Source organism: Stenotrophomonas sp. GD03680, assembly GCF_029844625.1.
Lineage (GTDB): Bacteria > Pseudomonadota > Gammaproteobacteria > Xanthomonadales > Xanthomonadaceae > Stenotrophomonas > Stenotrophomonas maltophilia_P.
The window spans coordinates 341662-363005 of the sequence record NZ_JAOCKC010000002.1 but is presented as its reverse complement, the minus strand read 5'-3'; the positions used below and the strand labels follow the sequence as shown (position 1 = coordinate 363005).

At 66.5% G+C, this 21344-nt stretch carries 14 protein-coding genes; 7 read left to right on the top strand and 7 right to left on the bottom strand.

The window, feature by feature from the left end; genetic code table 11:
• Positions 1–40 precede the first annotated feature (40 nt).
• Positions 41–1282, top strand: a complete 1242-nt coding sequence (gene serA, locus N5J29_RS04025; protein WP_053519501.1) for a phosphoglycerate dehydrogenase — start codon at positions 41–43, stop codon at positions 1280–1282.
• Positions 1283–1376: 94 nt separating this feature from the next.
• On the opposite strand, the gene N5J29_RS04020 is transcribed toward serA, so the two are convergent.
• A complete protein-coding gene (locus tag N5J29_RS04020; RefSeq protein ID WP_080375326.1) occupies positions 1377–1991 on the bottom strand; it encodes an NUDIX hydrolase in 615 nt (204 codons plus the stop codon).
• A gap of 131 nt (positions 1992–2122) precedes the next feature.
• Between N5J29_RS04020 and N5J29_RS04015 the strand changes: the two genes are divergently transcribed.
• The 5 genes from N5J29_RS04015 (at position 2123) to mtnC (ending at position 7654) form a co-directional block, all read left to right on the top strand.
• Positions 2123–3598 carry an amino acid permease gene (locus N5J29_RS04015; RefSeq protein ID WP_053519499.1) on the top strand — a complete coding sequence of 492 codons (1476 nt, stop codon included), beginning with the start codon at positions 2123–2125 and terminating at the stop codon, positions 3596–3598.
• 91 nt (positions 3599–3689) lie between these two features.
• Complete coding sequence (locus N5J29_RS04010) at positions 3690–5117, top strand: amino acid permease (protein WP_279924097.1); 1428 nt, start codon at positions 3690–3692, stop codon at positions 5115–5117.
• Between the two features lie 560 nt (positions 5118–5677).
• Positions 5678–6319: a methylthioribulose 1-phosphate dehydratase gene (locus tag N5J29_RS04005; protein ID WP_053516701.1), complete on the top strand. Its 642-nt coding sequence runs from the start codon at positions 5678–5680 to the stop codon at positions 6317–6319.
• Between the two features lie 78 nt (positions 6320–6397).
• Complete coding sequence (locus N5J29_RS04000) at positions 6398–6955, top strand: acireductone dioxygenase (RefSeq protein WP_053516703.1); 558 nt, start codon at positions 6398–6400, stop codon at positions 6953–6955.
• A 3-nt stretch (positions 6956–6958) separates the two neighbouring features.
• Positions 6959–7654, top strand: coding sequence for an acireductone synthase (gene mtnC / locus N5J29_RS03995; RefSeq protein WP_164152277.1), 696 nt, complete (start codon positions 6959–6961; stop codon positions 7652–7654).
• A gap of 72 nt (positions 7655–7726) precedes the next feature.
• Here mtnC and N5J29_RS03990 read toward each other — a convergent pair whose 3' ends face one another.
• From N5J29_RS03990 to N5J29_RS03965, 6 genes are all read right to left on the bottom strand, one after another.
• Entirely contained in the window at positions 7727–10243 is a 2517-nt protein-coding gene (locus tag N5J29_RS03990; protein WP_239519796.1) for a glycoside hydrolase family 2 protein, read from the bottom strand.
• 201 nt (positions 10244–10444) lie between these two features.
• Complete coding sequence (locus tag N5J29_RS03985) at positions 10445–11671, bottom strand: AGE family epimerase/isomerase (RefSeq protein ID WP_065182689.1); 1227 nt, start codon at positions 11669–11671, stop codon at positions 10445–10447.
• On the bottom strand, positions 11668–12663 hold the full coding sequence (locus tag N5J29_RS03980; protein WP_164152282.1) for a carbohydrate kinase: 996 nt from the start codon (positions 12661–12663) through the stop codon (positions 11668–11670). The genes N5J29_RS03985 and N5J29_RS03980 overlap by 4 nt, the downstream gene beginning before the upstream one ends.
• 7 nt (positions 12664–12670) lie before the next feature.
• A complete protein-coding gene (fucP, locus tag N5J29_RS03975) occupies positions 12671–13984 on the bottom strand; it encodes an L-fucose:H+ symporter permease (RefSeq protein WP_053516708.1) in 1314 nt (437 codons plus the stop codon).
• 59 nt (positions 13985–14043) lie between these two features.
• Positions 14044–15096, bottom strand: coding sequence for a LacI family DNA-binding transcriptional regulator (locus N5J29_RS03970; protein WP_053516709.1), 1053 nt, complete (start codon positions 15094–15096; stop codon positions 14044–14046).
• A gap of 96 nt (positions 15097–15192) precedes the next feature.
• Positions 15193–17577 carry a GH92 family glycosyl hydrolase gene (locus N5J29_RS03965; RefSeq protein ID WP_239519800.1) on the bottom strand — a complete coding sequence of 795 codons (2385 nt, stop codon included), beginning with the start codon at positions 17575–17577 and terminating at the stop codon, positions 15193–15195.
• Between the two features lie 611 nt (positions 17578–18188).
• Between N5J29_RS03965 and N5J29_RS03960 the strand changes: the two genes are divergently transcribed.
• Complete coding sequence (locus N5J29_RS03960) at positions 18189–21263, top strand: TonB-dependent receptor (protein WP_164152286.1); 3075 nt, start codon at positions 18189–18191, stop codon at positions 21261–21263.
• Positions 21264–21344: the final 81 nt, after the last annotated feature.

Here is a 21344-nt window from a genome sequence, read left to right as displayed (position 1 = left end):
GCATAGTGGTCAGCCCCTGTCCCACTGGCCGTGTTGCCCCATGTCGCCGAAGAAGACCTCGTTCCCGAAGCAGGATATCCGCGTGCTGTTGCTGGAGGGGGTCAGCCAGACCGCCGTGGAGGTATTCAGCGCCGCCGGCTACAGCCAGATCGAGGCGCACACCAAGGCGCTGCCCGAGGACGAACTGAAGGCGCGCATCGCCGAGGCGCATATCGTCGGCATCCGTTCGCGCACCCAGCTCAGCGCCGAGGTGCTGGCCGAGGCCAAGCGCCTGATCGCGGTGGGCTGCTTCTGCATCGGCACCAACCAGGTCGATCTGGACGCGGCCGAGCTGGCCGGCATCCCGGTGTTCAACGCGCCCTATTCCAACACCCGCAGCGTGGCCGAACTGGTGATCGCCGAGGCGATCATGCTGACCCGTGGCATCCCGCAGAAGAACGCTGAATGCCACCGCGGCGGCTGGTCGAAGTCCGCCAGCGGCAGCCATGAGGTACGGGGCAAGACGCTGGGCATCATCGGCTACGGCCACATCGGCACCCAGGTCGGCGTGCTGGCCGAATCGCTGGGCATGCAGGTGATCTTCCACGACGTGGAAACCAAGCTGGCGCTGGGCAATGCGCGTGCCGCGGCCAGCCTGGACGACCTGCTGGCACGTGCCGACATCGTTACCCTGCACGTGCCGGAGACCCCGGCCACGCAGTGGATGATCGGCAGCACCGAGCTGGCGAAGATGCGCAAGGGCGCGCACCTGATCAATGCGGCGCGCGGCACCGTGGTCGACATCGATGCGCTGGACGCAGCACTGGCCAGCGGCCATGTCGGTGGGGCTGCACTGGATGTGTTCCCGGTGGAGCCGAAGGGCAACGGCGACATCTTCGAATCACCACTGACCCGCCACGACAACGTGATCCTGACCCCGCATGTCGGCGGCAGCACGCTGGAAGCGCAGGACAACATCGGCGTGGAAGTCGCCGCCAAGCTGGTGCGCTACAGCGACAACGGCAGCACCCTGTCGGCGGTCAACTTCCCGGAAGTGACCCTGCCCGAACACGAAGACAGCCTGCGCCTGCTGCACATCCACCAGAACGTGCCGGGCGTGCTGTCCAAGGTCAACGAGATCTTCTCGCGCCACAACGTCAACATCGACGGCCAGTTCCTGCGCACGGACCCGAAGGTGGGTTACGTGGTGATCGACATCACCGCCAGCGAGGAGCAGGCCGCCGCGGTGCGCGAAGAACTGGCGGCCATTCCGGGCACGTTGCGCACCCGCATCCTGTATTGATTGAAGGTTCGCCGGGCACGGCCCGGCGCTACCCACGCGATCACGGTAGCGCCGGGCGATGCCCGGCGCCCCGCGCATGAGGTGGACGTCCCCGTCAGCGCGCCAACCACCGGCGCGCCATGCGCTGCATCGATTCGTCCGATTCCGGATCGGCCGCGACTTCGGTCACCGGCCGCCAGGCCAGGTCCAGCGATTCCTCGCTGAGCACGAAGTCCTCGCCCCCCAGCGCCCGGATCACGAAGCGCACGTCGTAGTGCCAATGCCCCGGCACCTCCCCGCGTTCAGGGATCCAATGCTTGTCCAGGTCGAAGATCGCCGGATCGTCCAGCACCAGCCCGGACAGCCCCGACTCCTCCTCTGCCTCCTTCAGCGCCACCCGGGCCAGGTCGCGGTCGCCGTCGGCGTGGCCGCCCAGCTGCAGCCAGCGCTGCAGCTTGCGGTGGTGGGTCAGCAGCAGGCGCTGGCCATCGGCGCTGACCAGCCAGCAGCTGGCGGTGAAGTGGCCGGCCAACCGCTCGCGCCGGAACGGATCTTCCGGATCGTCCAGCAATGTGCCGAATTCGGCAGCCAGGGCGTCGTGGGCGGGTTCGAGGCGCGCATGGTCCCGCAGCAGACTGCGCAGGCGATCATCAAGCGCGGCAAGGGTTTCGGCGGTGTGGCTCATGAATGGGGGTGGTTCGGAAAAATACTGTTCATTATCGCCGCTCATTGTTGCGATTGCGCTTGTGCGTTGGCTTCAGCTTTGGCTAAGGTACAGCGGGCCGTTCGCGCGGCCTTCACCATTCAGGGCTGCCGGCAACGTATCGACGGCCCCCAAACCGATCATTAGGGAAGTACTGCATGCTGAAAGCTCTGTTGAGGGTCAAGCCGGTGCAACCGGCCGGGCACGTCGATGCCGGCGAACCCATCGAAGGCAGCCTGGACGGCGAAGCCACGCTGAAACGGACCCTCACGGCGAAACACCTGATCCTGCTTGGCGTAGGGGCGGTGATCGGTGCAGGCATCTTCGTACTGACCGGTCAGGCCGCGGCCAACCACGCCGGCCCGGCAGTGATGCTCTCGTTCGTCTTCGCCGGCATCGCCTGCGCACTCGCCGGCCTGTGCTACGCCGAGTTCGCCGCGATGATGCCGGTATCGGGCAGCGCCTACTCCTACTCCTACGCCACGCTCGGCGAGGGCATGGCCTGGTTCATCGGCTGGTGCCTGGTACTGGAGTACCTGTTCGCCTCGGCCTCGGTTGCGGTGGGCTGGTCGGCCTACCTGATCAGTTTCATCACCACCACGCTGCACATGCCGTTCCCTGACGCACTCAGTGCGGCACCGATCGCATGGACCGGCAGCGAGTTCATCTCTTCCGGCAAGCTGTTCAACCTGCCGGCGGTCCTGATCGTCGCTGCGGTCTCGGGCCTGCTGTATGTCGGCGTGACCCAGTCGGCCTTCGTCAACGCCATCATCGTGGCCATCAAGGTCACCGTGATCTGCCTGTTCATCGGCTTCGGCGCCGCCCACATCGATCCGGCCAACTGGCAGCCCTTCATTCCGGAGAACACCGGCGTATCCGGCGAGTTCGGCTGGAGCGGCGTGTTCCGTGCCGCCACCATCGTGTTCTTCGCCTATATCGGCTTCGACGCGGTTTCCACCGCAGCCGGCGAAACCAAGGACCCGCAGCGCAACATGCCGATCGGCCTGCTCGGGTCGCTGGCCGTGTGCACCCTCGTCTACATCATCGTCTGCGCCGTGCTGACCGGCATGATGCCGTATCACCTGCTGGGCACCGACAAGCCCGTGGCCACCGCGCTGGAGCCCTATGCCAGCCTGTCCTGGCTGAAGACCGCAGTCGAGATCGGCGCCATCGCCGGCCTGTCCTCGGTGGTGCTGGTGATGATGATGGGCCAGACTCGCATCGCCTACACGATCTCCCGCGACGGCCTGCTGCCGAAGTTCTTCGGCAAGGTCCATGCCCGCTTCCGCACCCCGTACTGGGCCACGATCGTGGTCGGTGTGATCGCTGCGGCACTGGCCGGCCTGATGCCGCTGAACGTGCTGGGCGAACTGGTCTCGATGGGTACCCTGCTGGCGTTCGCGACCGTATGCATCGGCGTGCTGGTTCTGCGCTATACCCGTCCGGAGCTGCATCGTCCGTTCCGCGTGCCGGTGGTGTGGATCATCTGCCCGCTGGGCGCGGCGGCCTGCCTGTTCCTGTTCTGGCAGGCCTTCGTGGTGCACTGGCATCTGTTCGTCGGCTGGACCGTGCTGGGCCTGCTGATCTACTTCGGCTACGGCATGCGCAACAGCAAGCTGGCCAAGTCCGCCTGAACCTGCGGGCCGGCCCTGCGCCGGCCCGTCTGCTCCTGCCAGTGTTTCCGCCCGCGCGCCCCCCCGGCGCGCATCGACAAGATCCCCACACATGTTCAAGCAACTCTGGGCCACCAAGCACCCGCATGCCGCCCATGAAGACGCCAATGGCCTGAGCCTGCGCCGCCACCTCGGACCCTGGGGGTTGACCGCCCTGGGCATCGGCGCAGTGATCGGCGGCGGCATCTTCGTCATCACCGGGCAGGCCGCAGCCAACCATGCAGGCCCGGCCATCATGCTCTCCTTCGTGCTGGCCGCCATCTGCTGCGCGTTCTGCGCCATGGCCTACGCCGAGTTCGCCTCGATGGTGCCGGTCTCGGGCAGCGCCTATACCTATACCTATGCCACCTTCGGCGAGCTCTCGGCCTGGTTCATCGGCTGGATGCTGGTGCTGGAGTACGGCGTGTCCGCCTCGGCAGTGGCGGTCAGCTGGACCGGCTACTTCCTGAGCCTGCTCAGTCACTTCGACATCCACCTGCCGGCCGCACTGGTGAGCGCACCGCTGGACGGGCAGCTGCGCCCGACCGGCGCGATCGCCAACCTGCCGGCGGCCATCCTGGTGCTGCTGCTGACCTGGCTGTGCTACGTGGGCATCAGCAAGTCCTCGGCCATGAACATGGCCATGGTGGTGCTCAAGACCGGCCTGATCGTGCTGGTGATCGTGGTTGGCTGGAAGTACGTCGATCCTGCCAACTGGACCCCGTTCATTCCGGAGAACCAGGGGCCCGGCAAGTACGGCATGGAGGGCGTGCTGCGTGGCGCTGCCATGGTGTTCTTCGCCTATATCGGTTTCGAGGCGGTCTCGGTGGCGGCCCAGGAGTCACACCGTCCGCAGCGCGACATGCCGATCGGCATGATGCTCTCGCTGGTGGTCTGCACGGTGCTGTACATCGCCATGGCGGCCGTCATGACCGGCCTGGTGCCGTACACCCTGCTCGGCACCGATGAGCCGGTGGTCACCGCCGTCGCGGCGCATCCCCAGTTGGGCTGGCTGCGGGTGGTGGTGGAAATCGGGGCACTGGTCGGCCTTTCTTCGGTCATACTGGTGATGGTGATCGCGCAGCCGCGCATCTTCATGATCATGGGTCGCGATGGCCTGCTGCCGCCCGTGTTCACCCGGATCCATCCGAAGTACCGCACTCCGCATATCAATACGGTCATCACCGGAATCGGCATCGCCCTGCTGGCTGCGCTGTTCCCGCTGGACGTGCTCGGCGAACTGACCTCGATGGGCACGCTGATCGCCTTCGCGGCGGTGTGTGCGGGCGTGCTGATCCTGCGCCGCACCCAACCGGACCTGCCGCGCCCGTTCCGCATGCCGATGGCGTGGCTGATCTGCAGCCTGGGCGTGCTCAGCTGCCTGGCGCTGCTGTCGGCGATGACCATGCACAACTGGATGCTGATGGGCGTGTGGACGTTCTTCGGGTTCGTGATCTATTTCTGCTACGGCTTCCGGCACAGCCGCCTGCGGGTGAAGTAAGGGGTTCTGCATTGCAGGGCCTGCGGCCCTGCACCCGCCTTTGAAGCCGGAGCAACGGCAACAGCAACAGCGGGGCCGAGGGTTTGGCGGGACGGGTTGGGTTCGCGGGGGACGCCGTGAATCCATCCCTGGAGGCTTGGCCGCGGCATCCATGCCGCGGACACCCCCGCGAACCCAACCCGCCCCACCTCCGACAGTCTCCTGGCGCGTCTGGTTGGTCCACGTCATGCGTGGATGAATTCGTCCAGGGAATGAATTTTCGTAGGTCGATGAATCCTCTGTAGAGCGGAGCCATGCTCCGCTCCGAGCAAGCGCAGCGAAGCGACCCGCTTTTCGCTTTTCCTTCTTCACTCCGTGGCTGACGCGCACGGAACCTGTCCGTGGCCGGGCGGGTGGGTTGTGCAGGGGACGCCGTAAACCCATCCTTGGGGGCTTGGCCGCGGCATCCCTGCCGCGGACACCCCTGCACAGCCCACCCGCCCGGCCAAAGCAAGAAATCCCGCCCGGCGAGACAGCCACGAGGGGCTCAGCCGTTGGCCGAATCCAGTAAAATCGCCCGCATGAACGCCGCCCCCCTCCCCTACGACACCGCGCGCCTGAGCGAGCTCGCCCAGCTGCTGATCGACAACGTCCGCGAACTGGCCCAGGCCGGCTGGACCCCGGCCACCAGCAGCAACTTCTCCCATCGCCTCGACGACCGCCATGCGGCAATCACCGTCTCCGGCAAGGACAAGGGGCGGCTGATCGAGGACGACATCATGGTCGTGGACTTCGATGGCCAGGCCGTCGGCCGTCCCCTGCGCCCGTCCGCCGAGACGCTGCTGCACACGCAGCTGTACCGGCGTTTCCCGGAAGTCGGCTGCGTCCTGCACACGCATTCGCCGGTGCAGACCGTCGCCTCGCGCCTGTATGCACCGCAGGGGCACATCCGCCTGGAAGGCTATGAGCTGCTGAAAGCCTTTGCCGGCAACAGCACGCACGAGATGGCCATCGACGTTCCGGTGTTCGCCAACACCCAGGACATGAACGTGCTGTCGGCCCAGGTCGAGGATCTGCTGGACCGCCAGACGCTGTGGGGCTACCTGATCGATGGCCACGGCCTGTACGCCTGGGGCCGCGACATGGCCGAAGCGCGCCGCCACCTTGAGGCATTCGAGTTCCTGCTGCACTGCGAACTGGAACTGCGCAGGCTGCGTGGCTGAGCAGATTCCAAACCGCAATCTGCGCCCGCCCGCCACCCTGCTACCCTGTCCTCCCCCCGAGACGTTCAAGCTGCCGCCATGAGCCGACTGCGCATCTACGACGACACCCGCCCCGAATCCCCGCTGCTGGACAGCCAGGACGGCGCCATCATCGCTGCCGAGCTGCAGAAGATCGGCGTGACCTTCGAGCGCTGGCAGGCCACCGCACCGGTCGCGCCGGGCGCCAGCCAGGACGAGGTGTTCGCCGCTTACCGCGCCGACATCGATCGCCTGGTCGCTGAACGGGGCTTCAAGAGCGTGGATGTGGCGTCGATCGCGCCGGACAATCCCAACCGCGCCGAGCTGCGCAGGAAGTTCCTCGACGAGCACTTCCACAAGGAAGACGAAGTGCGCTTCTTCGTTGCCGGCTCGGGGCTGTTCACCCTGCACGTGGGTGACAAGGTCTACGAGATCGAATGCGTGAAGGATGACCTGATCGCCGTGCCCGATGGCACCACGCACTGGTTCGACATGGGCGAGGAGCCGAGTTTCGTGGCCATCCGCTTCTTCACCGAGCCGGATGGCTGGGTCGGCCACTTCACCGGCACCGACATCGCGCAGAAATTCCCCCGTTACGTTCCGACCCAGGCATCCTGATCCATGCAGCCCCGCGTCATCCTGACCGACATCGAAGGCACCACCAGCAGCATCTCGTTCGTCAAGAACGTGCTGTTCCCCTATGCGCGCCAGGCCCTGCCCGGCTTCGTGGCCGAGCATGGCCAGCGACCGGACGTGCGCCGCTGGCTGGACACGGTGGCCAGCGAAATCGGCGGCGCCTGCCAGGACAGCCTGGTCGCCGAGACCCTGCAGGGCTGGATCGACCAGGACCGCAAGCACACGGCGCTGAAGGCGCTGCAGGGCCTGATCTGGGACGCCGGCTATCGCCGTGGCGACTACACCGCGCACGTCTATCCGGAAGTGGCGCCGGTGCTGAAGGGATGGCATGCCTCGGGCCTGCCGCTGTACGTCTACTCCTCCGGTTCGGTGCCGGCGCAGAAGCTGTTTTTCGGTTTCAGCGACGCGGGCGATCTCAGCCCGCTGGTGTCAGGCTGGTTCGACACCGAGATCGGCGGCAAGCGTGAGGCCGACAGTTACCGCCGCATCGTCCAGTCCATCGGCGTGCCGGCAGGCGAGATCCTGTTCCTGTCCGACGTGGTGGAAGAGCTTGATGCCGCGCGCGAGGCCGGTCTGCAGACCCGCCTGCTGGATCGTCTGGACGACTACCCGATGCCGCGCGTCGGCGACGCCGCCCACGGTCACGAGCGGGTCGAGAACTTCCAGCAGATCCAGCTGTAACACGATCCCTTTCTGGTCGCTGCCAACCCGGGTTGGCACCGGCCCAGGCCAGGTACCGCCGACGGCGCAGCCTCAACGATCGTTGAGGCTGCGCACCTCCAGCGCCTCGCGCAGCGTGGCCAGATCCACCGGGCCGCGCACGCTGATGTCGCGGCTCTCGCCCGGCAGCAGATCGAGCAGGTTGTCCTCCAGTTGCACCTCCAGGGCACCGAAGTCCACCCGTGCCGCGCGCACGAATGCCCTGCTCTGCAGCCGCAGCCGGTAGTGGTCCCCCTCGACATCCAGCGTGGCCCTGAGCGCCTGGCGGGGCAGTACCTGATCCTTGGCCTCGACGAATCCCACGACCTGACGTGCAGTCGTCTTCCCTCCATGCAGCACCTCGAACACGGCAATCGTGCGCTTCGGATCGGCACCCGCCAGCAGTTCGGCATCACTGAAATCGCCGACCGCCGTCACGCCCGCGGCCGCCAGGGTCACCGCCTGCTCGCGACGACGTAGCACTTTGCCGTCGACATCCATCACCCGCAGCCGCCAGCGCGCCTCACCGGCGTCGCCATCGTTGAGCAGACGCACGCGTGTCGTGCCCTCGTCACGCAGCGCCGCCACGGCAACGGGAGCGAAGAAGCGCCGCGCCTGGTAGTGCAGCGCCTTCCAGCGCCCGAAGTAGTCCACACTCGACCAGGACGCACCCGGCCATACGTCATTGAGCTGCCAGTAGAGCGAGCCCATCGTGTAGGGGCGTGAGGCGCGATGGTGCAGCGCTGCCAGAGCGATGCCATCGGCCTGCATCACCTGGCTGAGATACACGAAGTCCCCGAAATCCTTCGGCGTACCGTAACCCCGCTCGATATAGTGCAGCAGACGGCTGTTGCCCTCGCCCGCCATGAATTTCTGGTGCGCGCGAATCACCGGGCTGTCGATCCGCTGCTCGGCGCGGGTTGCGATCTGGTCCACCGTAGCCACGGCCGGCCACGCCTGCAGGCCGTACTCGGACATGAAGCGCGGCGTCTCGCGCAGATAGGCCTGCACCGGCAACGCCGGATTGCCCCACACCTGCCAGTAGTGCTTGTCGCCACGGGTGGAGTCGTTGGCCTTCTCGTCGAGGTCGTTGCTGGGCGAACTGGACCAGTACGGCACCCCCAGCCCTTCTTCACGGACCACCGCACGCAGGTCATTGCCGAACAGGTCCACATAGCCCTGCCAGACCTTTGCGGCGAAGACCGGATCTGCGGCCTTCAGGTCGCGGCCATGGCCCCAGTCCTTCCACGCGGTTTCCTCTTCGTTGTTGCCACACCACAACACGATGCTGGGGTGATGGCGCAGGCGGCGCACGTTGTCGCGCGCTTCGGCAACCACGCTGGCGCGGAATGCCGGGTCGTAGCCGGGCTGCATGCCGCCGCCGAACATGAAGTCCTGCCAGACCAGCAGGCCCAGTTCATCGGCAATATCGAAGAACACATCGTTTTCGTAGTAGCCGCCGCCCCAGTTGCGCAGCATGTTCATGTTGGCGTCGCGCGCGGCGGTCAGCACCTGGCGCACGCGCGCGGGATCCACGTGGGCCGGGAACGCGTCGAAGGGAATCACGTTCGCACCCTTGGCGAAGACCGGCACGCCGTTGATCACGAATGCGAAGCCCTGGCCGCCATCAGCGTCCTTGTCGCGGCGCAGTTCGACCGTGCGCAGGCCGATGCGCTGCTCGCGCGCGAGCGACCCGCTATCGCCGCTGTCCAGGCGGACCGCCACCACGTAGCGATCCTGTGCCCCGTAGCCGACCGGCCACCAGCGGCGCGGCTGGGCAAGCGCCACAGGCAGCTCCACCGTATTCGCTCCCGGGGCCACTGCAACGTGCCGCTGCACCCGCGCGACACTGCGCATCTCCGGATCGAACACCTCCACATCGACGGCCGCGGTACCCGCGGCAGCGTCCTGTTCCACCTGCAGCACTACCGCAAGCTTCGCCTGCTGCGCGTCCAGCATCTCGGTGCGTACGGCCACATCGCCGAGGCGGCGCTCCCCCCAGGACTCCAGGTCGATGCCACGCCAGACCCCGGCGGTGACATAGCGCGGACCCCAGTCCCAGCCGAAATGGTAGGCCGGCTTGCGCGCGAAATTACCGACCATCGCATCCTTCGGCTCGTCACCGTAGGGCGAAGGATAATTGCCAGCAATCCTGTTCGTCATCGCCTGGACAGCGGGCAGCAGCGTGCGGATCGGCGAACGGAACACGATCTGCAGCGTGTTGCCCGTCGCCTTCAGGCGGCCGTCCACGCGCACGCGCCAGCTGCGGTGAGCGTTGTCGGCGCGCAGCAGCGGCCTGCCGTTGAGGGTGACTTCCGCGTACGTATCCAGACCGTCAAAGCGCAGTTCCGCGTTCGGCCTGGCCAGGGTCGCGGCGTCCACATCGAAGCGTGCACGGTACTCCCATGCAGCCAGGCCGATCCACTGCAGCTCGGCCTCGGCGGCGCCGACGTAAGGATCACGGATCAGTTCATGCGCCAGCAGGTCGGTGTGGATGCTGCCCGGCACCTGCGCGCTGCGCCATTGCTGCAGGCCGGGATGCGCCGCGCCCTGCGCGTCGCCCGGCAGCATGCGGAACTCCCAGCTTGCCTGTAACGGAGCGGCCGCTGCCGGGAATACGAGAGTGGCAATCCACAACAGGGCCAGAGAGGCGAATGGGCAAACGGCACGGAAAGGGCGATGCACGGGCGGGACTCCTGTTGTGTCCGCCGGGCATGGCCCGGCGCTACCGATCATGCTTCGCCGGGCATGGCCCGGCGCTGCCGGTCATGCTCAACGCACGACGTTCAGCACTTCGTAGCAGGCACCCATGGTGTGGTAATCCACCTTGCCTGCGGGGCTCTTTTCATCGCTGTACTTGCGGTTGTCTGCATCGAGGATGCGGAACCAGGCGCCGTAGCGGTGATCGACGAAGTGCTCCCAGGAATAGGCCCAGATGCGGTCGTACCACTGCCAGTAGCGGTCATCACCGGTGCGCGCAGCCATCAGCGCAGCGGTTGCCAGGGTTTCGGCCTGTACCCAGAAGTACTTGTCGTCGTCGCAGACGAAGCTGTCGCCGCCGATCGGCGCGCCGTCCATGCCCGGCTGCCGCCGTGACTCCGGCGCGAAACCGTAGTACAGGCCACCACGGGCCTCGTCCCAGCTGCGCTCCACGGCCACGTCGAACAGATGACGCGCCGTCGGCACCAGCCAGTCGGCCTGCACGTGCCGATCCAGGATCAGCAGCAGTTTGGCCCACTCCGTCTGGTGGCCCGGCTGGAAGCCCCAGGGACGGAACAGATGCTTGGGGTCGTCCAGGTTGTAGTTCCAGTCGATCTCCCAGTTGGAATCGTAGTGCTCCCATACCAGGCCACCGGCCTTGGCTGCCTGTCGACGGGTCATGTTGTCGGCCAGCTGCAGGGCACGTTCCACATAGCGCTGTTCGCCACTGGCCTCGAACGCAGCCAGCATGGCCTCGCACATGTGCATGTTGGCGTTCTGTCCACGGTAACCGGTGAAGTTCCACTGGCCGTCCGCCTCGTCCCGGTACAGACCGTGCTGCGGCTCCCAGAAGCGCGCCTCCAGCAGCTGCCAGGTCTCATCCATCCACGCGCGGGCCTGCTCGATGCCGGCCTTCAACGCGCAGCTGTAGGCCAGCAGGACGAACGCCACGCCGTAGCAGTGATTCATGTCGTCCTCGACCTGGCCATCGCGCAGGGTCCAGGCATAGCCACCGGTGGCCGGATTGCGGTGCACCTCACGCAGATAGCGCACGCCATGCTCGACGGCCTCGCGGTACTCGGCCTTGCCGAACTCGCGATAGGCCATCGCGTAGTTGAAGACGAAACGGGTGCTGCTTACCAGATGGCGATGGCTGGCATCGTAGACGCTGCCGTCGTCACGGAAATAATGGAAGAAACCACCGGCCGGATCGATGCAGCGCGGATGATAGAACGCCAGGGTATCGGCGATATGCGCGCGCAGGAACGCGGGCGAACGGAAGTCGGGCGAGGTGCTCATGCGGTAATGTCCTGTGCCTGCAGCAGCTGCTGCACTTCGTCGAGCGAGGGCATCGCGGCGAACGCGCCCTTGCGGGTAACGGCCAGCGCGCCGACCGCGGCACCGAAGCGCAGCGTGGCGTCGATGGCCTGCGGGTCCCGGCAGAACGCGCTGAATCCCGCGCCTGCGCCACCCCGCTCCAGCAGTCCCACCAGCACGCCTCCCACGAAGGCATCACCGGCTGCGGTGGTATCGACAGCGGCGACCTGGAAGCTGCTCACCGTGCCCTGCGCCTGGCGGGTGTACCAGCGCAGCGTTGCCGCACCATCGGTCACGATCACCCAGCGAGCCTGCGCCGCCAGCAGCCGCTGCAGCACCGCGTCCTCGCCGCCGTCGCCCAGGGGCGCCGCCAGGTAGTCCAGTTCTTCGCGCGACAGCTTGACCAGGTCCGCGCGTTCGAGCGCCTGCCACAGGCGCGGCGACGGATCGACATCGGCCGGCCACAGCGCCGGCCGCAGGTTGAGGTCGAGACTGACCACAGCCCCGGCAGCGCGCGCGCGCTCCATGCCCGCGAAGGTTGCGTCCGCGATGGCCGCCTCGGTCAGGCTGTTGGAGCAGACGTGGAAGCACTGCGCACTGTCGAAGCAGGCGGCCTGGAAATCACTGTCGCGGAACAGCAGATCGGCCGCCGGCGGACGGTAGAAGCTGAAGCTGCGCTCCCCCTCTGCATCGAGAGCGACGAACGCCAGCGCGGTCTTGGCGGCATCGGTGCGGACGATGTAGTCGGTACCGACACCGTGCTCGGCCAGGCTTTCGGCCAGGAAGTCGCCGAACATGTCGCGGCCCAGCATGCCGACGAACTGCGTCTTCGCGCCCAGCCGCGCGGCAGCCACCGCGACGTTGGCCGGTGCCCCGCCGGCGTATTGCAGGAACGCGCGCGGCGTGTCCGCATTGGCCGGCGGCTGCGCCAGTAGATCGATCAAAATTTCGCCGAAGCAGACAATCGCACCCATTCCGGACTCAGCCTCCCTGCGTTGCGGAGGCCGGCGTACGTGCGCCGACCAGTCCGTAGAAAATGATGTAGACGTAGCACAGCAGCGGCAGGATGAAGCTGGCCTGCACCCCGATGTGGTCGGCCAGCACGCCCTGCAGGTACGGCACCACGGCGCCGCCGACGATGGCCATGATCAGCAGGCTCGAGCCCTTGTTGGTCAGCGGCCCCAGGCGCTCGATGCTGAGCGCGAAGATGGTGGGGAACATGATCGAGTTGAACAGGCCGATCGCCACCACCGAGTACAGCGCGACACTGCCGGCGCTGGCCATGGTCAGCGCCAGCAGGCCGACGTTGACCAGTGCGAAGATCGCCAGCAGGCGGCTCGGCGAGAAGCGTGCCAGCAGCGCCGAGCCGGCAAAGCGGCCGACCATCGCCATCGTCCAGTAGGCGGAAACGTAGTGTGTGGCCTCCTGCTCGCTGAATCCGCCGATGTCGGGCATCGACAGGTAGTTCACCAGGAAGCTGCCGATCGACACTTCCGCACCGACATAGAAGAAGATGCCAAGCACGCCCAGCAGCAGATGACGCTGGCGCAGCGCATCCAGATAGCTGTGGTGATGCCCCTGGTCGGCCTGTTCGGTCGCATCGCTCAGCGCCGGCAGGCGGAACAGGAACACGAACAGCGCCAGCAGCACCAGCGCCACCGCGAGGCCCACATACGGGCCCTGCACGGCCTGCGCCTCGGCAGCACGATAGGCCAGCTGTTCGGCGGCCGGCATCGCCGCCATTTCATCGGCGCTCTTGACCGTATTGGAAAGAATCAGCATGCCGCCGAAGATCGGCGCGATCGCCGTACCCAGCGAGTTCAACGCCTGCGCCAGGGTCAGCCGGCTGGAGCTGGTCTGCTCCGGGCCCAGCAGCGCCACATAGGGATTGGCCGCCACCTGCAGCACGGTGATGCCGGTGGCGAGCACGAACAATGCACCCAGGAAGGCGCCGTAGATCCGCAGTTCGGCCGCCGGCCAGAAGCCCAGCGCACCCACACCTGCAATCAGCAGGCCGGCCACGATGCCCTTCTTGTAGCCGAGAGCCGCGACCAGGCGGCCAGCGGGCAGCGACATCAGGAAGTACGTACCGAAGAAGGTGAACTGCACCAGCATCGCCCGCGCGTAGTTCAGCTCGAACACCGCCTTCAGGTGTGGAATCAGGATGTCGTTGAGGCAGGTCAGGAAGCCCCACATGAAGAAGATGGTGGTCACCACGGCCAGGGCCTTGCCGTTGGTGACGGCCGGTGCGTTGCCCGGGGAACCCGACGGACGGGGCGTTGCTGAGATCGGCATGCGGAACGCGCCTCGTTGCGCGGAATCGTTGTTGCGTGGAAGGAGTAACGGCAGTGAAATCAGGTCGGCCGGGCGGCACTGCTTTCGCGGATCCGCAGCTGCACCGGAGCCACCGTGCGCCGTGGCGGCGCATCCGGTTCGTCCAGGCGCTGCAGCAGCAGTGCCGCCGCCTGCCGGCCACGCTCGCGCGGGTCGGCGGTCAGCGTCGTCAACGGTGGCACCGCCACCGAAGCCTCGGAAATATCGTCGAAGCCGGTGACAGCGAAATCGCCGCCCGGCCGGATGCCGCGCGAGTTCAGGCCCAGCATCAGCCCCAGCGCGACGGTGTCGTTGTAACAGACCGCTGCGCTCGGCCGATGGCCATCGGCGAACAGTTCGTCGGTGCGTGCAGCCGCCTCCAGCCGGTTCGGCGCCGATTCGATCATCCAGCCGGGTGGCAGCGACAGTCCAGCCTCAGCCAGCGCCTGCTGGAAGCCGGCACGGCGCTGGTGGCAGGAACTGGACGCCGCGTGGCCGCCGAAGAAGGCGATATGGCGATGGCCGCGCTCGATCAGGTGGCGGGTGGCCAGATAGGCCCCATGCTGGTTGTCCAGCGTCAGGAAGTCCCAATCGGCCCCGTCCAGCTCACGGTTGAACAGCAGGACGTTGGCATTGGCTCCCAGTGCCTGGCGCAGCTGCGTGGCATCGCTGCCTTCGGCCGGCGACAGGATCAGCCCCGCCGGGGTGTGTTCCATCAGCGTGGACAGCACCGCCTGCTGGCGTTCCGGCGATTCGCCGGTGCTGCCCAGCAGGGTCACGTAGCCACGCCCACCCAGCGCCTCGTCGACGCCGGAGGCGAATTCGGCGAAGAATGGATTGGACAGGTCGTTGATCACCAGTGCGATGCTGGAGGACGTGCGCCGCCGCAGGTTGGCTGCTGCGCGGTTGTAGACATAGCGCTGGCGCCGCAGCTCGGCCTCGACCTTGGCCCGGGTATCGACGTTGACCAGCGGGCTGCCGCGCAGCACCAGCGACACGGTCGCCCGCGATACGCCGATGGCGCGCGCGATGTCGGTCACCGTCACTGCCTTGCCGGCGCGTTTGCTGGAAGTGCTGCTGCCGTTGTCGTTCATCGTATTCCCGGGCTCCGCTGAGGGCTCAAGCCTAATGGATCGCGGCCGTCTCGTGCCGTGCCGTTCGCTGGGTCGCCGCGAACGGCACAGCCCCGATCAACGCAGCTGGCTGCCAGGTGCCGCGCACCAGGACACCGGCAGATCCTTCACCGCCGTGCCCCACCCCTGGGTCGGCGCCTGCGCGTCGAGGGCGAAGTGCAGGCGCGGGCCCTGCTGCAGGCGCTCCCAGTCCAGCCAGACCGGGGCATGCGCCTGGCCATCGACCTGCACGCCCTGCACGTACTGCAGGCGGCGGCCGTCCGCCCCCGCGGCATTGATGCGCAGGGTGCGGCCATTGCCCATGTCGACCTCGACCCGGGCAAAGCGCGGCGTATGCAGCAGGAACTGGCCACTGCCCGGTACTGCCGGGTACATGCCGATCGCACTGAACAGGTACCACGCCGACATCGTTCCAAGATCGTCGTTGCCGGTCACGCCATTGGGCGCATTGGTGAACAGCTGCTGCGCGGCCCGCACCACCGCGGCGGTCTTCCACGGCTGGCCGATCAGGGTGTAGAGCCACGGCGCGTGCAGATCGGGTTCGTTGTTCGGGTTGTAGCGGAACTGGTTGTAGTAGCTGTAGGGTCCGACCACCCATTCGCGCCGCGCGGCATTGAGCGGGTCGGCCTGCAGTGCATCCATCGCGAAGAAGGCATCGAGCCGGCGCCCGGCCTGCTCACGACCGTCCATCGCCTCGACCAGCCCCGGCATGTCCTGCTGCGCCAGCCACTGGTACTGCCACGCGGTGCCTTCATGGAAGCCGTGGTGGGAACGTGGGCTGTAGTGCCCGTCGGCCGGGGTGTACCACTGCCCGTCCTCGGTGCGAGGCCGCGGGAAGCCGCTGAAGCCGGTCTCGGCGTCGCGGACCTGCGGGTCCCACACCTTGCGCCAGTTGCGGCCGCGCTCTCGCAGCGTCGCCGCATCCCGGGCGTGACCCAGGCCATCGGCCATCTGCGAAAGCGCGCAGTCGGCCAGTGCATATTCCAGAGTGGCCGAGCCGCCGTGATGCGGATCGACGTCCATGCCCTTGGACGGGAACGCACGGTCGTAGACCACGTAGCCCTTGTCCAGATAGGTCGGATTGCCCGACCGGCCCGCATGACGGGAATTCAACGGCGGGGTGCCGAACGCATTGCGGCGCAGCGCATCCCACGCCTGCGATTCACGGCCCTTGAACGCACCGAAACGCCACAGGTCGACCATGAACGGGGTCACCGGATCGCCGGTCATGATGTTCGTCTCAAAGTTGGCGTAACCCCAGCGTGGCAGCCAGCCCCCCTGCTCGTCGATCGCCAGCAGCGTGCGGCCGATGTCACGCGCCACATCGGGGCGGGTCAGCGCCAGCCATTGGTTCTGCGCACGGTAGGTATCCCACAGCGAGAAGTACTCGTAGTAGGTCCAGCCATCCGCGCGATGGATGCCATCGTCGTAGCCGCGGTAGCGGCCGTCGGCATCGCTGCCGGTCAGCGGCTGCAGCAGCGCGTGGTAGGCGGCGCTGTAGAACACCGTGCGGTCATCAGCACTGCCGCCCTGCACGCGCACCCGGCCCAGCTCCTCGCGCCACGCCTGCTGCGACAGCGCGCGCATGCGGTCGAAGCCCATCAGCGCTCCGCCCTGCATGCCCTCGGTGCGCAGGTTGGTGCGCGCGCCTTCGGCATCGACATGCGAAATCGCGCTCACCGCCGTGACCGACTGCCCCTTGGCCAGGTCGAAGCTCAACCAGGCACCGTTCGGCTTCTGCTCGCCTTCCATGCTGTGGCGCGCCCCCGGCAGGCCACCGGCCTCGCCCCAGGTCCCATGCGCCTTGAACGGGCGATCGAACTCGATGCGGAACCACGTCGTGTACTGGTGGCCACCGCAGAAACTCTTGGTGACCAGCTTGCCCTCGACCACGCGGTCGCCGACCACGTCGATCACGCTGCCGATCACCGAATGGCGTTCATTCGCCTGGCCGACATTCACCAGCACGTGGCCATCGCCGCTTCGCTGGCTGAAGGTGTAGCGCTCGGCGGCGGCACGGGTGCGCGCGGTCGCCTCGGCATCGACGCCACCGTAGCTGGTCAGGCGCACCTTGTAGTAGCCGGCCTGGCCGATTTCGCCGTCATGCGTGTACGACGCGGCATAGGTCTTGTGGTTGAAGCTCTTGGCGTCGGCGGTGTCGAAATCGCCACCGGGACCGATGCTGCCGGTCACGGGCAGGACCGAGACCTGGCCGCCCTGCTCCCAGCACCCGGCACCGGACAGGAAGGAGTGGCCGAAGCCACGGATCTTCTCGTCGTCGTAGCGCCACCCCGAATAGTGGCTGCCGATGGGGCTGACCTGGATCAGGCCGAAGGGTGCCGAGGCGCCCGGGAACGTGTTGCCATCGTCCTTGCTGCCGATGAAGGTGTTCACCTCGCGCTCGAGTGCGGCCGGGGCGGCCTGCAGCAGCACCGGCGACATCGCCAGTGCGAGCAGCCAGGCCAATCGCGTCAACGGGCGCGGCGTCGAGGGGACAGCGGGAGCGGACGGCACTGGGCGCATGTCGGGTTCCTGTGGTCGATGGTGCGGTGGCAGACGGCTGGAGCCTGCAACGCCTTCCGCTGAGCGCTGCCTGCAGGCAGCCTGCTCCCCGTGGAATGGCGCGAGACCCGCGCAACCGTGAATTTAGATCGATTCAAGTAGAGCATGGCGATTCGCGCCAATGCATTCTGCGCCGCAGCATACGTCCCGCCGCGCGGCCTCTTGGCCGGCCTGCCGGGGAATCGCGCGAGAAAACGTTTCCAGCCGATTCAGAAAAACGTCATGCCCCCGCCACGGCAATACCATATTGCGCAGCAGCATGCGCCGACGGGCAACCCATGCTAAAAAACGCCCGCCCATCGCTTAGATCGATCCAAGACGACGTTGCGGTGGCCGGGAGTTTGGGGAAGCAGCGACAGGACGGGCCGGCACAGACACAGGATGCAGTTGCAACTGCGTAGCGACCGCACCGGCATCACCACAGATTAGATCGATTCAAGTCATCCGCACCACGTCACACGTCACCGGATCAATCCAGGAGAGAGGGAGAGATGGGAATGAGTCACTCAATACGCATGCATGGCCAGGACGCGCTGTCGCTGGCCATCGCGCTGGCATTGGCCGCCGCCGTCCTGCCGGCGGGCGCCGCCGCGCAGCAGGCCACCACCGGCACGCCCGACGCCACCACGCTGGACAGCGTCCAGGTCACCGGCTACCGCTACGCCATCGAAAAGAGCCTTGAGCAGAAGCGCGACGCCAACGCCGTGGTCGAAGTAATCACGGCCGAAGACGTCGGCAAGTTCCCCGACAAGAACGTGGCCGACGCGCTGCAGCGCGTACCGGGCGTGGTCATCACCCGCGACGGCGGCGAAGGCAAGACGGTCAGCGTGCGCGGCCTCGCTGCAGACCTTACGCTGACCCAGTTGAACGGCAACTACGTCGCCACCTCCGAGACCAACGACGAGGCGACCCGCTCTTTCAACTACACCCTTCTGCCGTCCAACATGCTGTCCAGCGCCGAGCTGTTCAAATCGCCGGAAGCGCGCATCGATGAAGGCGGCATCGGCGGCACGGTCATCCTGCACACCCGGCGCCCTCTGGACATGGAGTCCAACTCGGGCTTCGTCACCCTCGAAGGCACCTCGTCGGATACCAGTCACGACATCGATCCGCAGGCCTCCGCACTGTACTCGTGGCACAGCAAGGACGAGCGTTTCGGCGTGCTGGTCGGCGTGACCCAGCAGAAGCGCACCAGCCGCACCATGGAAGTCACCACCGAGAACTATCAGTGGTACGGCACCGATACCGATGCGCGCGACGTGCATGGCAACCCCATGCTGCAGGACGGCATCGAGTACTGGTGGGGCAACTCCGGCTTCAACAACCAGAACGGTCGCAACTACACCGACTTCTTCATGCCGACCTCGGTCAATTTCGCGGTGAAGGAGGAAACGCGCGAGCGCAAGGGCGGGCAGCTGACCTTCCAGTTCAAGCCGGTCGACAACGTGACCATGACGGCCAACTACTTCCGCTTCGAGCTGGAGGGCAACTACGCCCAGCACATGCTGAAGGTGCCGGAGTGGAGCATGGCCCGCTTCAATGGTGACGGCAACTGGGCCGGCGGCCGCATGCTCAACGGGCTGGACTTCGATCCCAGCGGCACCGTCGTCACCGGCGCGCAGTTCGAGAAGCTGGCCGGCAAGACCTATTACTGCAATGAAGCCGAGGCCGAAGCGGCCGGGCTCGAGCCGGGGGGCTGGGGCCCCGATGACTGCACCATTCCGACCCCGCAGCTCACCGGCGGCTACAGCCGCGAAAAGGCGCTCTCGCAGACCGCCGACCTCAGCATCGACTGGGACATCAGCCCGCTGTGGAAGGCGTCGTTCACCGGCGGCCGTACCTGGTCCGAAGGCGGTCCCTCGATGAACTTCCGCATGTCGGCCAAACCGCGTCGGCAGACCAATGGCGTGTGGGAATCGTCCAGCAGCACCTCCTGGGACCTGACCGGCACGCCGTCGGGCACCTTCGCTCCCGACCTGCAGCAGCAGCTCATGGCCGGCATCGCCGAGATCGACACCGGTTCGACCGACTCGTCCTGGAAGCAGACCGAGATCAAGCAGAACTATTTCCAGGCCGATGTCACCAAGCTGTTCGAATCCGGCTGGCTGGACTCGATCCAGTTCGGTGCCAAGTATCGTGACGGCACGGTGCACCGCAACACCGGCAATACCTACTGGGTGTGCCAGGGCCGAGACCCGTCGGACTACGACAACAACCGCTACCAGAGCGGCTGCGACCCTACGGCCAATATCGCCCAGCCCGGCTTCTTCCTGTCCAACCCGATCAGCAACATCCCCGGCGGCTTCAATACCAACGTGTTCCCGGGCATCAACTATCCGGCCTACATCGATTACCTGAACAAGACCTACGGCGGTTCGCACAACCGTGTCGAGGACGACTTCATCTACAACGTCAACGAGAAGATCTACTCGGGCTACTTCCAGGCCAACTTCCGCACCGAGCGGGTGCGCGGCAACGTGGGCGTGCGCGTGGTGCGCACCAAGCAGCTGGCGCAGTCCACCGATTCGATCGAGCGTTTCGACGACTACTTCCTCGACAACGCCGCAGGCGCACCGATGGCGTGCTCCGACCCGGCCGCGGCGGCCTACCCGAACTACAGCTGCGAGAGCGGTTTCGTGCGCCTGCCGTACAACCTGGCACAGAGCAAGAGTTTCGAGCTGCTGGGCGTGGACCGCACCTACACCGACGTCCTGCCGAGCTTCAACATCGCCTGGGACATCACCGATACCCTGCTGCTGCGCGGTGCCGCCTCGAAGGTCATCGCACGCCCCGGCTACACCGAGATCGGCGCTCCGGGCAGCCTGCGCTACTACAGCGAGGAGTACGTCAATGACCGCCGCGTGGCCGGCGGTGCACCGACCCCGGGCTGGACCGGCGACGGCAGCAACAAGCAGCTTGAACCCTTTGAGGCCACCCAGTTCGACCTCGGCCTGGAGTGGTACTTCCAGCCTGGCGCGGTGGCCGGCGTGGGCCTGTTCCGCAAGAACGTGGACAACTTCACCGTGCCTGTCGTGCGCGACATGCAGATGCAGGTCGGTGGCGAAACCGTGACCGTGCAGGACTACGAGACCCGTGCCAACGGCCAGGACGGTGTGTCGCAGGGCGTGGAGCTGTACGGCCAGTACACCTTCGATTTCGGCGTCGGCGTGCAGGCGAACTACACCTACAACGACACCAACCTGGCCTCGATCGTGCTGGATGGGCAGAACATCGGCTCGTCGCCGCTGGTCGGCAGCGCCAAGAACCAGGCCAACGTGACGGTGTTCTACGAGAACGACAAGTTCCTTGCCCGCGCCTCGTACAACCGTCGCGGCCAGGTGGTCGGCGGACTGAACAACGGCATGACGGTCTACACCGAGCCGTACGACCAGCTTGATCTCAACGTGGCCTACAACCTCACCCCGGAGTGGACCCTGACCGCGTCGGTGATCAACGCCACCAAGTCCGAGCAGCGCGTGCATCTGGGCAATGACACCAAGGCCCGCCTGATCTCCAATACCTACGCGGGCCGCCAGCTGTACTTCGGCGCGACCTGGAAGTTCTAAGGCAGTCGCCCCGCCTGGCGCGGGGACATTCCTCCACGGCAGCCACGCTGGTACAGGTGGCTGCCGTTTTTCATGGGCACC

Excerpts from the sequence above, each read along its gene's own strand:
- N5J29_RS03965 (WP_239519800.1), bottom strand. The coding sequence starts at position 17,577 with ATGTCGCCGGTGCTGCTGCAGGCCGCCCCGGCCGCACTCGAGCGCGAG.
- N5J29_RS03985 (WP_065182689.1), bottom strand. The coding sequence starts at position 11,671 with ATGAGCACCTCGCCCGACTTCCGTTCGCCCGCGTTCCTGCGCGCGCAT.
- N5J29_RS03980 (WP_164152282.1), bottom strand. The coding sequence starts at position 12,663 with ATGGGTGCGATTGTCTGCTTCGGCGAAATTTTGATCGATCTACTGGCG.
- N5J29_RS03990 (WP_239519796.1), bottom strand. The coding sequence starts at position 10,243 with ATGCTGCCGGGCGACGCGCAGGGCGCGGCGCATCCCGGCCTGCAGCAA.
- N5J29_RS04000 (WP_053516703.1), top strand. The coding sequence starts at position 6,398 with ATGAGCCGACTGCGCATCTACGACGACACCCGCCCCGAATCCCCGCTG.
- N5J29_RS04005 (WP_053516701.1), top strand. The coding sequence starts at position 5,678 with ATGAACGCCGCCCCCCTCCCCTACGACACCGCGCGCCTGAGCGAGCTC.
- N5J29_RS03960 (WP_164152286.1), top strand. The coding sequence starts at position 18,189 with ATGGGAATGAGTCACTCAATACGCATGCATGGCCAGGACGCGCTGTCG.
- N5J29_RS04015 (WP_053519499.1), top strand. The coding sequence starts at position 2,123 with ATGCTGAAAGCTCTGTTGAGGGTCAAGCCGGTGCAACCGGCCGGGCAC.
- N5J29_RS04010 (WP_279924097.1), top strand. The coding sequence starts at position 3,690 with ATGTTCAAGCAACTCTGGGCCACCAAGCACCCGCATGCCGCCCATGAA.
- serA (WP_053519501.1), top strand. The coding sequence starts at position 41 with ATGTCGCCGAAGAAGACCTCGTTCCCGAAGCAGGATATCCGCGTGCTG.
- N5J29_RS03970 (WP_053516709.1), bottom strand. The coding sequence starts at position 15,096 with ATGAACGACAACGGCAGCAGCACTTCCAGCAAACGCGCCGGCAAGGCA.
- N5J29_RS04020 (WP_080375326.1), bottom strand. The coding sequence starts at position 1,991 with ATGAGCGGCGATAATGAACAGTATTTTTCCGAACCACCCCCATTCATG.
- fucP (WP_053516708.1), bottom strand. The coding sequence starts at position 13,984 with ATGCCGATCTCAGCAACGCCCCGTCCGTCGGGTTCCCCGGGCAACGCA.
- mtnC (WP_164152277.1), top strand. The coding sequence starts at position 6,959 with ATGCAGCCCCGCGTCATCCTGACCGACATCGAAGGCACCACCAGCAGC.